The organism is Streptomyces sp. NPDC031132, assembly GCF_055570595.1.
In genome coordinates, this window is the sequence record NZ_JBVIGX010000001.1 from 75,194 (window position 1) to 87,051 (window position 11,858).

General features: G+C 73.7%; 12 protein-coding genes. 8 read left to right on the forward strand and 4 right to left on the reverse strand.

Annotated features, from left to right (window positions below; all coding sequences use genetic code 11):
• Nucleotides 1–211: 211 nt before the first annotated feature.
• Entirely contained in the window at nucleotides 212–970 is a 759-nt protein-coding gene (locus ACZ49B_RS00360; RefSeq protein ID WP_030291173.1) for a ferritin-like fold-containing protein, read from the forward strand.
• A 150-nt stretch (nucleotides 971–1,120) separates the two neighbouring features.
• On the opposite strand, the gene ACZ49B_RS00365 is transcribed toward ACZ49B_RS00360, so the two are convergent.
• The 4 genes from ACZ49B_RS00365 to ACZ49B_RS00380 form a co-directional block, all read right to left on the reverse strand.
• Nucleotides 1,121–1,423 (reverse strand): hypothetical protein, encoded by a 303-nt coding sequence (locus ACZ49B_RS00365; RefSeq protein WP_399246738.1) that lies wholly within the window; start codon nucleotides 1,421–1,423, stop codon nucleotides 1,121–1,123.
• A 130-nt stretch (nucleotides 1,424–1,553) separates the two neighbouring features.
• Nucleotides 1,554–1,781, reverse strand: coding sequence for a DUF3107 domain-containing protein (locus ACZ49B_RS00370; protein WP_468298994.1), 228 nt, complete (start codon nucleotides 1,779–1,781; stop codon nucleotides 1,554–1,556).
• Nucleotides 1,782–1,957: 176 nt separating this feature from the next.
• Nucleotides 1,958–2,611, reverse strand: a complete 654-nt coding sequence (locus ACZ49B_RS00375) for a TetR/AcrR family transcriptional regulator (protein ID WP_468298996.1) — start codon at nucleotides 2,609–2,611, stop codon at nucleotides 1,958–1,960.
• Between the two features lie 203 nt (nucleotides 2,612–2,814).
• The gene (locus ACZ49B_RS00380) at nucleotides 2,815–3,030 is read right to left on the reverse strand and encodes a hypothetical protein (RefSeq protein ID WP_468298998.1); all 216 of its coding nucleotides are present in this window, start codon (nucleotides 3,028–3,030) and stop codon (nucleotides 2,815–2,817) included.
• Between the two features lie 145 nt (nucleotides 3,031–3,175).
• On the opposite strand from ACZ49B_RS00380, the gene ACZ49B_RS00385 reads away from it, so the two are divergent.
• From ACZ49B_RS00385 to moeZ, 7 genes are all read left to right on the forward strand, one after another.
• The gene (locus ACZ49B_RS00385; protein WP_468299000.1) at nucleotides 3,176–4,156 is read left to right on the forward strand and encodes an alpha/beta fold hydrolase; all 981 of its coding nucleotides are present in this window, start codon (nucleotides 3,176–3,178) and stop codon (nucleotides 4,154–4,156) included.
• 5 nt (nucleotides 4,157–4,161) lie between these two features.
• Nucleotides 4,162–5,622: a DUF3152 domain-containing protein gene (locus ACZ49B_RS00390; RefSeq protein WP_468299002.1), complete on the forward strand. Its 1,461-nt coding sequence runs from the start codon at nucleotides 4,162–4,164 to the stop codon at nucleotides 5,620–5,622.
• 272 nt (nucleotides 5,623–5,894) lie between these two features.
• Nucleotides 5,895–7,652: a GT4 family glycosyltransferase PelF gene (gene pelF, locus ACZ49B_RS00395; RefSeq protein WP_468299004.1), complete on the forward strand. Its 1,758-nt coding sequence runs from the start codon at nucleotides 5,895–5,897 to the stop codon at nucleotides 7,650–7,652.
• Complete coding sequence (locus ACZ49B_RS00400) at nucleotides 7,649–8,554, forward strand: hypothetical protein (RefSeq protein WP_468299006.1); 906 nt, start codon at nucleotides 7,649–7,651, stop codon at nucleotides 8,552–8,554. Before pelF ends, ACZ49B_RS00400 begins: the two co-directional genes overlap by 4 nt.
• Nucleotides 8,555–8,708: 154 nt before the next feature.
• On the forward strand, nucleotides 8,709–9,761 hold the full coding sequence (locus ACZ49B_RS00405; protein WP_468299008.1) for an NAD-dependent epimerase/dehydratase family protein: 1,053 nt from the start codon (nucleotides 8,709–8,711) through the stop codon (nucleotides 9,759–9,761).
• Complete coding sequence (locus ACZ49B_RS00410; protein ID WP_468299010.1) at nucleotides 9,749–10,498, forward strand: spherulation-specific family 4 protein; 750 nt, start codon at nucleotides 9,749–9,751, stop codon at nucleotides 10,496–10,498. The genes ACZ49B_RS00405 and ACZ49B_RS00410 overlap by 13 nt, the downstream gene beginning before the upstream one ends.
• A 63-nt stretch (nucleotides 10,499–10,561) precedes the next feature.
• Nucleotides 10,562–11,740, forward strand: a complete 1,179-nt coding sequence (moeZ, locus tag ACZ49B_RS00415; protein ID WP_468299012.1) for an adenylyltransferase/sulfurtransferase MoeZ — start codon at nucleotides 10,562–10,564, stop codon at nucleotides 11,738–11,740.
• Nucleotides 11,741–11,858 lie beyond the last annotated feature (118 nt).

Consider the following 11,858-nt stretch of genomic DNA (forward strand, 5'->3'; position numbering starts at 1 on the left):
ACGCCGAGGGCGGTCGGGTGGAGCCGATCGGGCCACCGACCGGGCATCCTCATTCGGATGGCCCGCCGAGTATCCGGCAGGCGCATTACCACTGTACCCCGGAATCGCGCAGCTGTGTCGGGTGAATTCACCTGGTAGTCGCGTTTAGGCGGACCGTCAGTGACCGGATGCGGTGCCTTGCAGGGCGTTCCGGCGGGCTATTGTGCGGAGCATGTCGACCGTTGAAAACGCATCGCCCTCCGACGACGGCGCCGCCGCCCAGGCGACCGGGATCGCTGCCCAGGACTGGGCGACCGCCTCCGCCTCGCCGCAGTACCGGGCCGCCGTCGTGGACCTGCTGGGCGCACTCGCGTACGGAGAGCTCGCGGCCTTCGAGCGCCTCGCGGAGGACGCGAAGCTCGCACCCACCCTCGACGACAAGGCCGAGCTCGCGAAGATGGCCTCCGCGGAGTTCCACCACTTCGAGCGGCTGCGCGACCGGCTGGCGGCGATCGACGCCGAGCCCACCGCCGCCATGGAGCCCTTCGCCAAGGGCGTCGACGACTTCCACCGCCAGACCGCGCCGTCGGACTGGCTGGAGGGCCTGGTCAAGGCCTACGTCGGCGACTCGATCGCCAGCGACTTCTACCGCGAGGTCGCCAGCCACCTGGACACCGACACCCGCGCCCTGGTCGTGAGCGTGCTGGACGACACCGGCCACGGCGGCTTCGCCGTCGAGAAGGTGCGGGCCGCCATCGAGGCCGACCCGCGCTGCGGCGGCCGGCTCGCGCTGTGGGCCCGCCGGCTGATGGGCGAGGCCCTGTCGCAGGCGCAGCGCGTGGTCGCGGAGCGCGACGCGCTCTCCACCATGCTGGTCGGCGGCGTGGACGGGATGGCGGCCGGCTTCGACCTGGCGGCCGTCGGCGAGATGTTCACCCGGATCACCAAGGCGCACACGAAGCGGATGGCCGCACTGGGCCTCGCCGCCTGATCGTGCCACCTGCTCGCCCTCATCTGCTCGTACGCCGGCCCCGGCGCGGAATCCCGCGCCGGGGCCGGCGTACGTGGTCAGTCGGAGGAGTCGGAGGAGTCCGAAGTGTCGTCCGAGGTGTCGAAGGCGTGCGGGGCGTCCGAGGGCCGTTCAGCCCTGCGACGGGAGCGAAAACGGAGTCCGGTGGGATGAGCGCCGGGGCCCCGCGCCGGGACGCAGCAGCAGCGACAGCACCACCGCGGACACCAGCACCGAGCCGACGAGGGTCGCCGTCAGCGTGTTGTGCCCCGGGCCGAGCGCGAACTGCGTGAGATAGGCCCCGAACAGCGCTCCCAGCATCCCGCTGACCAGCACCACTCTCGGGGAGGGCAGCCGCTGTGCGAGCACCCGCACGGCCACTCCGGCCAGGGCGAGGCCCAGGAGGGCAGAGCCGAGCGCTTCCATCAGCAGCATGTGGGCCTCCCGCAGGTCAGGGGCAAACCGGTTCACTGCGGTCCTACCCGAAGCGGAAGAAAGGGAAACGGCCCGGTGGGGTCAACCACCGGGCCGTTCCACCCAGTTCTCGAACGCCGGTCGCGCCGCCTCAGAGCGCGCCGAAACCGACCTTGCGCACGCTCGGCTCGCCCAGGTCGACGTACGACAGGCGGTCGGACGGCACCAGGACCTTGCGGCCCTTGTTGTCGGTGAGGCTCAGCAGCGGCTCCGAACCGGTCAGCGCGGCAGTGACGACGCGCTCCAGCTCCTCGGCGCTCAAGTCGCTCTCCAGCACGATCTCCCGGGGTGCGTGCTGCACGCCGATCTTGACCTCCACGGCTTTGTCCCTCCGATGGTCGGTTGTGCGCGATCAGCCGCGCCGTACCGGTCCACATTAGCCCGGAGAGGGGACGCGGATGCGGCGCTCCGGACACGCTCGCAGCGAACAGCGGCCGGTCAGGCCCCGACGGGCCGACGGGGCCGACGGGGCGGCCCGGCCCGGCGGGCCGGGGGTCAGGCCTGCGCCTGCCCGCTCTCCGTGCCGTGCAGCGGGAAGCCGGCGATACCGCGCCAGGCCAGCGAGGTCAGCAGCCCCACCGCCGTGTCGCGGGCGACCGGGCTCTCGCTGGAGAGCCAGTACCGGGCCACGACCTGCGAAACCCCGCCCAGGCCCACGGCGAGCAGCATCGACTCGTCCTTGGACAGGCCGGTGTCCTCGGCGATCACGTCGGAGATGGCCTCGGCGCACTGCAGCGAGACGCGGTCGACGCGCTCGCGCACCGCCGGTTCGTTGGTCAGGTCGGACTCGAAGACCAGCCGGAACGCGCCGCCCTCTTCTTCCACGTACGCGAAATAGGCGTCCATGGTCGCGGCCACGCGCAGCTTGTTGTCCGTCGTCGACGCGAGCGCCGTGCGCACGGCGAGCAGCAGGGCCTCGCAGTGCTGGTCCAGCAGCGCCAGGTAGAGGTCGAGCTTGCCCGGGAAGTGCTGGTACAGCACCGGCTTGCTGACTCCGGCACGCTCGGCGATGTCGTCCATCGCCGCCGCGTGGTAGCCCTGCGCGACGAAGACCTCCTGGGCCGCGCCCAGGAGCTGGTTGCGTCGGGCTCGGCGCGGCAGTCGCGTGCCCCGGGGACGCGCTGCCTCCGTCTGCTCGATGGCTGTCACGCCGCCTCCCACTTTCTCTAAGAACACAGTGCGCTCTGCGCCGCGCCGCCATCGTACTTTTCGGTAACCGAATCTGTAGGGTCGAAGCCGAGTTTTCTCGCTGTACGGACCGCCCGGAGGCGCTGGTCAGCGATGCTCGGCAGGGGTACCGCGCGGTAGCTTGGAGCTGGGGATACCTCCCGGGCCGCCTGGCCCAGGGGGAATCAGCGGTAGTCGTCCTCGTCCAGGGTCACCACCCGCGCCTGCTCGACGGCGTCCCCGTCCGCAGCCTCGTCGCGGTCCACCCCGGTGACCGGGTCGTCGTCATCGGGCTGCAACTCGGCCAGCTGCTCCGCAGCATCGGCCTCGGGCGCCTCGGCGTCGAGGGTTTCCCGGAATCGGTCCTGGAAGGTATCCGGCTCTGCGGGGTCGACGGTCATGTGGCTCCCCTTCTTCCCTCACCCCTCGTGGGCCTGCCCTATCTAAGAGCCTAGGAGGATCGCGGATACCCCGCTACGCGGATCCCCATGCATCTGTGATGCCGAACACAAGAGTCCGGACGTGATCGTCTCGTAACATTGCCGCATGTCTTCGACCGAGCTGCCGGGTGTGCGATCCACATCCGAGCCGTCCCCCCAGGTGGGAGCCGTCCACGTCGCCGAGGGGGAGCAGCTGCGCACCGCCGTGCTGCCCGGACTGGAGCTCGCCGTCCGGTCCCGGCCCCCGCGGCGCACGGATCTGCCCCCCGCGCTGTTCGTACACGGACTCGGCGGTTCGTCGACGAACTGGTCGGACCTCATGGCGCAGCTGGAGGACACCGTCGACGGCGAGGCCGTCGACCTGCCGGGCTTCGGCTGGTCCCCGCCGCCCGCCGACCGGGACTACTCGGTCACGGCGCTGGCCCGCGCGGTCATCCGGCACCTCGACGCCGCCGGCCGCGGCCCCGTGCACCTCTTCGGCAACTCCCTCGGCGGCGCCGTCTCCACCCGGGTCGCGGCCGTCCGCCCCGACCTGGTGCGCACGCTCACGCTGGTCTCGCCCGCGCTGCCCGAGCTGCGGGTGCAGAGGTCGGCCGTGCCGACCGCCCTGCTCGCCGTACCCGGCATGGCTTCCCTGTTCGTCCGGCTGACCCGCGGGCTGACCGCCGAGGAACGCACCCGCGGGGTGACCGTCCTCTGTTACGGGGACCCCTCACGGGTGACGCCGGAGGGCTTCGGGCACGCCGTCACGGAGATGGAGCGGCGGATGGCCCTGCCGTACTTCTGGGACGCGATGGCCCGCTCCTCGCGCGGCATCGTCGACGCCTACACCCTCGGCGGGCAGCACGGGCTGTGGCGCCAGGCGCAGCGGGTACTCGCCCCGACCCTGCTGGTCTACGGTGGCCGGGACCAACTGGTCTCGTACCGTATGGCGCAGAAGGCGGCGGCGTCCTTCCGGGGTTCGCGGCTGCTGACCCTGCCCGAGGCCGGGCACGTGGCGATGATGGAGTACCCCGAGGTGGTGGCGAACGCCTTCCGGGAGCTGCTGCACGACACCGACCGAGATACCGAAGACGGCAGAGGCTGAGGACCGTGGGACGACATAGTCGCAAGGGCCCTGCTCCGGCCCCCGCCCCTGACCGCCCGGCACCGGCGGCGGAACCCGCAGCGGACTTCCCGTACGGGGAGCACGCGCCGTACGGGGAGCAGCAGTCGTACGGACAGCAGCCGTCGTACGCCGAGCACCCGCCGTATGCGGAGCAGTACCTTCCGTACCAGGAGCCCCCGTATCAGGAGCCTCCGTACCAGGAGTCCCGGGAGTACCAGGGCCAGGAGCACTTCCCGTACGAGGAGCAGTTCCCGTACGAGGAACCGCGCGGCGGCCACCCCGAGCAGCGCGAGCCCGGCGGCGCCTGGGGCGTGGGGCCCGACGCGGTCTACGGGGACTGGCGCGGCGTACCACGCCCGCGGCGTTCTGCCGCCGCCGTCATGGACAGCGACACGCCGGCCTTCGGCACCCCCGCGGTCGGCTTCCCGCAGGTGATCCTCCCGCAGCCCGCGGCCGACCCCTTCACTTCCACCGGCTCGCACGGCCTGGTGCCGGGACCCCGCGCACCGGTGGCCGCGGCTGCCGCGGCGCCGCCGGCGGCGCCTGCAGAACCTGTGGCTCCGGCCGCCCCCGCCGACCCGGCCGACGAGGAGCAGCCCGGGCCCGGTCGCGGGCGGAAGGTCCGTGCGTACACCGGGATGGCCGCCGCTGCGGTCACCACCGTGCTCGCGGTCGTCGTCGCCGTACAGATGGGCACCGACGGCGACAGCGGCTCCTCGCCCACCGCCCGGGCGGCCGGCGACAACCCGAAGCGCGCCGAGCCCGACCGGTCCCCGGCCTCCCGCTCCGACGGCCGGGCGACCCCGGCCGCGCCCGCCGCGCCCGGCGTTCCCGTGCAGGAGCTGTCGTACGAGCAGAAGATGGCCCAGCAGCTGCCCATCGACGAGAAGCTGAAGGGACCCGGGACCTTCGACACCGTCCCCGGGGTGGCGCCGGCGCCCGGCAAGGGCAAGAAGATCCGCTACCGGGTCGACGTCGAGCAGGGGCTCGGCCTGGACGCGCAGCTGTTCGCCGAGGCCGTGCACCGCACCCTCAACGACGACCGCAGCTGGGGCCACGGCGGGACGAAGACCTTCGAGCGGGTGCCGGGCGGCGAGGCCGACTTCGTCATCACGCTGGCCAGCCCCGGCACCACCGGCGTGTGGTGCGAGAAGTCCGGTCTGGACACCACCGTCGACAACGTCAGCTGTGACTCCGCGTCCACCGAGCGGGTCATGATCAACGCGTTCCGCTGGGCGCAGGGCTCGCCGACGTACGGCCCGGCCCAGATGTTCGCCTACCGGCAGATGCTCATCAACCACGAGGTCGGCCACCGGCTCGGGCACGGGCACGTGAACTGCCAGACCCCGGGCTCGCTCGCGCCGATCATGCAGCAGCAGACGAAGTCGCTCGACATCGGCGGCATCCAGTGCAAGCCCAACCCCTGGGTGTTCCCCGGGAATTGACGCTCTCCGGCGGCGCGCTGCCGCCGTGGCGGCCCCGGCCCGGGGCTTCCCGCGGAGCGGGAGAGACGTGAGAGGCGCGCGAGGTACGAGGGCCGCAGGCCCTTTGTAGCGCGCTCGAACGCGGGCCGCAGGCGAAAGTTACGACTCTTCACCCCTTCCGGTGGCGCGACGGACAACCGTCCGTCGCGTCATCGGCATATCCGCTTGAGTTTCCCGCGGCGGGTCACCGGACCGACGGCGACCGCCTGAACGGGAGATCGGGGGTGCCACTCGTGCGGATCGGACTGCTCACGGAAGGTGGTTATCCGTATGCGACGGGAGAGGCGAGGCTGTGGTGCGACCGGCTGGTCCGCGGGCTGCCGCAGCACGAGTTCGAGCTCTACGCGCTGAGCCGCAGCGCCGAGCAGGAGGAGCGCGGCCGGGTCGTCCTGCCCGAGCACGTCACCCGCGTCTGGACCGCCCCCCTCTGGGCCCCGGCGGACGACGGCCGCACGTACTCCCGGCGTGAGCGCCGGCGCTTCGCCGAGTGCTTCAGGGACCTGGTCCGCGGGATCTGCGCGGGCGAGCCCGAGCCGTTCGCCGCCGGCCTGTACGGGCTGGCGGAACTCGCCCGGGAGCAGGGCGGGTTGTACGCGGCCCTGCGCTCCGAGACCGCGGTGCGGGCGGTGGAGTCCGCCTGCCGGGCCCCCGGGGCGCTGCGCTCGGTACAGCGCGCCCAGGTGGCCGATCTGCTGGACTTCGTCGACGAACTGGAGCGGCTGCTGCGGCCGTTGTCCCTCGACTGGTACGAGGACCTGCGCGAGGTCGACGTCTGCCACGCCGCCGCCGGCGGGGTGGCCGCGCTCCCCGGCCTGCTGGCCAAACGCTTCTTCGGGGTCCCGCTGCTGGTCACCGAGTACGGGGTCCAGCTGCGTGCCCACTATCTGGAGCACGCGGCGGACGCTGTCTCCGGGCCCGCCGGACCCGGCGGCCCGGGAGCGGGCCGAGGCGCCCCCCGGCCCGCCGTCCGGGCCCTGCTCGCGGCCTTCCACATGCGGCTGGCCGCCGAGATCTACGCCCGGGCCGACCTCCTCACCCCCGGCAACGCGCACGCCCGGCGCTGGCAGGAGCGCTGCGGCGCCACCCGCGACCGGCTGCAGACGGTGTACCCGGGGATGGAGGCGGACCGATTCGCCACCGTCGGCGAGGACCCGGACTGCGGGGACCCGGACACCCTGGTCTGGGTCGGCCGGATAGAGCCCGCCAAGGACCTGATCGCCCTGCTGCACGCCTTCGCCGATGTGCGCAGGGCCGCCCCGGACGCCCGGCTGCGGATCTTCGCGACCGCCGTGGTCCCCGGCTACCTCGCCGACTGCCGCTCGCTCGCCGCGCAGCTCTTCCCCGACGAGGCCGCCGACGCCGTCACGGTCGGGGAGAACCCCGTCACCTTCGAGGAGATCGGCGGGCCCGAGGCCCCCTCGCCGGCCGACGCGTACGGCGCCGGGCGGGTGGTCGTGCTGTCCTCGGTGATCGAGGGCTTCCCGATCACCCTCGCCGAAGCGATGCTCTGCGGCCGGGCCACCGTGTCCACCGACGTCGGCGCCGTGTGCGAGGTCATCGGCGGCACCGGCCTCGTCGTCCCGCCGCGCAACCCGCGGGCGCTGGCCGACGCCTGCCTGTCGCTGCTGCGGGACCCCGAGCGGGCCCACCGGCTCGGCGCGGCCGCCCGGGCCCGGGCCCTGGAGCTGTTCACCGTCGAGCAGAACGTGGCCGCCTTCCGGGAGATCTACCTGCGGCTGCTGGCCCGCGGACCGGCCCGCCCCGACGGCGGGATCCCCTTCGAGCAGCCCCCCGAGGCCCGGGTCCCCGGCCACTGGACGAGCCCCACCTGGGCGGCTCCGGCTGCGGACCGGGTCCCGGTGGCCCCGGCCGGCGCGCCGGGGGCGGGTGCGGGTGCGGGTTCGGGTGCCGGGGCGGCTTCGGCGGCCGGCCCGGTTCCGGTCCCGGCCCAGACCCCGGCCACCACCACGACCACGGAGGCGACGGTATGACCCTGGACGAAGCCGCCCCCGTCGCCCCGGCCCCCCGCCGCAGGGCCGGCGGGGATCCCGTCAAGACGCTGCTGCACCGGCACCGGGCACTGTGCGAACGGGCCGTGGACCCGCTGGAGATCGCCGCCGGGCTGGAGGTGCAGGGCATCACCGACCGCACCGCCGCGCGCTTCCGGCACCGGGACGTGTTCTCGCTCGCCGAGGAGCTCTACGCCCGCACCCCGCGCGGGGACGAGCCGGCCGCGCCCCGTGCCGTCCGCCCGTCCGACGCCCGGGCGTTACGCGGCTTCGGGTACGCCCTGCTCCCCGGGGCCCTCGCGCTCGGGGCGGCCGCCGCCGGGATGCCGTACGCCGGGCCCGTCGCCGTGCTCGCCACCGTCGCCGCCCTGGTGTGGCCCGGCAGGCCCGGGCGGACCGGGCGGCCCGCCGCGGGCCGGTTCCCGTACGCCGCGCTCCTGCTCGCCGCGGGCGTCGTCGGCTGGGCGGTGCTCCGCCACGGCACGCCCCTCGGCGTCGGCCTCGCACTGGCCGCGGCCCCCGGCCACGTGGTCGGCGCCGTGTACGCCGCGCGCGCCCGGAGCCGGCTCGCCGGCAGCCGCGCCCTGGAGGACTTCGCCGACCGGGCCCGGCCGCTGCTGATCGCGGCCGCCCTGGCCTTCGCCGCGACCGCCGCGGGGGCGGCCGCGCTCGCCGGGACACCGCCGGCCGTCGCCGTACCGCTCGCCGTGCTGCTCTTCCTGACCCGGCTGCTGCTCGCGCACGGCGCCGCGCGCGGGCCCGTCGCCGCAGCCCTGGCCCTCGCGCTGGTCCCGACCCCGGCGGCGGTGTCCGCCGCCGCGGCGGGGCTCCTCGTACACGCCGTCCTGGTGCTGTCCCGCGCGTCCGCGCACGCCCGGCCCTGAGCCGGCTCCCTCCTGTCCCGCCGCCGCTCTGCCGCTCTTCGGAGCCGGCGCCGAAAACGCCGTACCCCCACCGGATCCCCGACCCCCGACCCCCTGCCCATCGACCAAGGAGACACAGGATGACCGGCCAGCCAACCAACCGAGGGACCGCGCGATGAGGGTGCTGCTGATCGGAGCCAACGGATACCTCGGCCGCTACGTCGCCGACCGGCTGCTCGCCGACCCCGCCGTCCAGCTCACCGCGCTCGGCCGCGGCGACGACGCGGACGTCCGTTTCGACCTCGCCACCGGCAGCCCCGGCGCCCTCACCCGGTTCCTCGACGCCGTCCACCCGGGCGTCGTCATCAACTGCGCCGGCGCCACGCGCGGCGGGGCCAGGGAGCTGACCCGGCACAACACCGTCGCCGTGGCCACCATCTGCGAATCCCTGCGCCGCAGCGGCTGCGGGGCCCGCCTCGTCCAGCTCGGCTGCGCCGCCGAGTACGGTCCCAGCCAGCCCGGATCGTCCACGGCCGAGGACGCCGTGCCGAGACCGGGCGGACCGTACGGCGTCAGCAAGCTCGCCGCCACCGAGCTGGTGCTCGGGTCGGGGCTCGACGCCGTCGTCCTGCGGATCTTCTCGCCCGTCGGACCCGGCACCCCCGCCGGATCCCCGCTCGGCCGGCTCGCCGAGGCCATGCGGCGCGCGATGCAGAACGGGGACGGCGAGCTCAAGCTCAGCGGGCTCGGGGTCCAGCGCGACTTCGTGGACGTACGGGACGTGGCGCGGGCCGTGCACGCCGCCTCGCTCTCCGCCGCCCAGGGCGTCGTCAACATCGGCACCGGGCGCGCGGTCCGGCTGCGCGACGCGGCGGCGGTGCTGGCCCGGGTCGCCGGGTACGGAGGCGCCCTGCACGAGCTCGACGTACCGCAGCAGGGACAGCACGGGCAGGGGCACGGCCACGGGCCCGGGCACGGCTCCGGCCACGGCCTCGGGCCCCAGGGCCGCTCGTCCGGGCTCGCCGCCATCGGCGCCCCGCGCTCCGAGGCGACGGCCGAGCAGCTCGCCGCCGGCGCCGGGGCGCCCGCGTACCCGTACCCCGACGGCTGCGGCGCCTGGCAGCAGGCCGACGTGCGCACGGCCCGGGACCGGCTCGGCTGGCGGCCCCGGATCAACCTGGAGGAATCCCTCGCGGACATCTGGATGGAGGCGGCGTGCCGCATCTGACGACGGCAGCCACGGCGGCCGCCGCGACCGAGGCGGGCCGCCTCGGCCTCGGCGTCCCCGGCTACGCCCACCCGCTGCTCGCCCCCGTCGAATGGGCCGAACTGACCCGGCCCGGGACCCCGCTGCACTGGACGGTGCTCAATGTCACGGACGGGCCGGGCGGCCGGCCCGACCCGCACTGCACGGAGGCCGCGGGCAAGCTCAGGGAGGCCGGCGGCACCGTCCTCGGCCATCTCGCGATGCGAGACGGCGTGCGGTCGTTCGGTGAGCTGGTCTCCGACGCCCACCGCTTCCTCGACTGGTACCGCGTGGGCGGCTTCTACCTGGCCGACGCCCCGGCGGGCAAGGCCGAACTGGCCGAGGTGCGCCGGGTCGCCGACACCCTGCGCGGGCTCGGCGACGGCCTCCGTATCGTGCTGGGACACGGCACGCACCCGTACGAGGGCTACGCGGAGGCCGCCGACCAGCTGGTCACCTTCTCCGGGGCCTGGGCCGACTACCGCTGGTCGCAGGTGGCGGAGTGGACCGCCGAGTACCCGCCCGAGCGCTTCTGCCACCTGGTCCACGGGGTGCCGCGGACGCATCTGGAGGAGGCCGTCCGGGTCGCCCGCTGGCAGGGCGCCGGCACGATCTGGTTCACCGACCGGGGAGGCGCCGCCGGGCGCGATCCGTGGGCGTCGATGCCCGCGTACTGGGACGAAATCGTCTCGCGGATCGGACCGGGTGTCTCGGAATGAAGGAGGGCGTGGCAGTGTTACGGGAAGAACCACCGTTAAGACTTAACCATCTACGGAGTCCCCGTGTCGCTGCCACCCCTGGTCGAGCCAGCTGCTGAGCTCACCGTTGACGAGGTCCGTCGGTACTCCCGCCACCTGATCATCCCGGATGTCGGGATGGACGGCCAGAAGCGCCTGAAGAACGCCAAGGTGCTGGCCGTGGGCGCGGGCGGCCTCGGCTCCCCCGCCCTCATGTACCTGGCCGCGGCCGGTGTGGGCACGCTGGGCATCGTGGAGTTCGACGAGGTCGACGAGTCGAACCTGCAGCGCCAGATCATCCACAGCCAGTCGGACATCGGCCGCTCCAAGGCCGAGTCCGCCCGCGACAGCGTGCTGGGCATCAACCCGTACGTGAACGTGGTCCTTCACGAAGAGCGGCTCGAGGCCGAGAACGTGATGGAGATCTTCAGCCAGTACGACCTCATCGTCGACGGCACGGACAACTTCGCCACGCGCTACCTCGTCAACGACGCCTGCGTGCTGCTGAACAAGCCGTACGTGTGGGGCTCGATCTACCGCTTCGACGGCCAGGCCTCGGTCTTCTGGTCCGAGCACGGGCCGTGCTACCGCTGCCTGTACCCGGAGCCCCCGCCGCCGGGCATGGTCCCGAGCTGCGCCGAGGGCGGCGTGCTGGGCGTGCTCTGCGCGTCCATCGGGTCCATCCAGGTGACGGAGGCCATCAAGGTCCTCACCGGCGTCGGCGAGCCGCTGGTCGGCCGTCTGATGATCTACGACGCCCTGGAGATGCAGTACCGCCAGGTCAAGGTCCGCAAGGACCCCGACTGCGCGGTGTGCGGCCCGAACGCGACGGTCACCGAGCTCATCGACTACGAGGCCTTCTGCGGCGTCGTGTCGGAGGAGGCCCAGGAGGCGGCTCTCGGCTCCACGATCACTCCCAAGCAGCTCAAGGAGTGGATCGACAGCGACGAGGCGATCGAGATCATCGACGTCCGTGAGATCAACGAGTACGAGATCGTCTCGATCCCCGGCGCGAAGCTGATCCCCAAGGGCGAGTTCCTGATGGGAACCGCCCTCCAGGACCTCCCGCAGGACAAGCGCATCGTCTTGCACTGCAAGACGGGTGTCCGCAGTGCGGAAGTCCTCGCGGTCCTGAAGTCCGCGGGCTTCGCGGACGCGGTCCACGTCGGCGGCGGCGTGATCGGGTGGGTCCACCAGATCGAGCCCGAGAAGCCGGTCTACTAGTCACGTCCCGGGGGGGGGGGGGGGGGGGGGGGGAAGAGGGGGGGGGGGGGGGGGGGGGTGGCGCGGTTGTCGGGGGCCGTAACAGGAGGGGGCGATGTGTCGGGTGTGCTAACCGGGG

Coding starts and splice junctions, on each gene's coding strand:
- ACZ49B_RS00360 (WP_030291173.1), top strand. CDS start 212: ATGTCGACCGTTGAAAACGCATCGCCCTCCGACGACGGCGCCGCCGCC.
- ACZ49B_RS00365 (WP_399246738.1), bottom strand. CDS start 1,423: ATGCTGCTGATGGAAGCGCTCGGCTCTGCCCTCCTGGGCCTCGCCCTG.
- ACZ49B_RS00380 (WP_468298998.1), bottom strand. CDS start 3,030: ATGACCGTCGACCCCGCAGAGCCGGATACCTTCCAGGACCGATTCCGG.
- ACZ49B_RS00385 (WP_468299000.1), top strand. CDS start 3,176: ATGTCTTCGACCGAGCTGCCGGGTGTGCGATCCACATCCGAGCCGTCC.
- ACZ49B_RS00400 (WP_468299006.1), top strand. CDS start 7,649: ATGACCCTGGACGAAGCCGCCCCCGTCGCCCCGGCCCCCCGCCGCAGG.
- ACZ49B_RS00405 (WP_468299008.1), top strand. CDS start 8,709: ATGAGGGTGCTGCTGATCGGAGCCAACGGATACCTCGGCCGCTACGTC.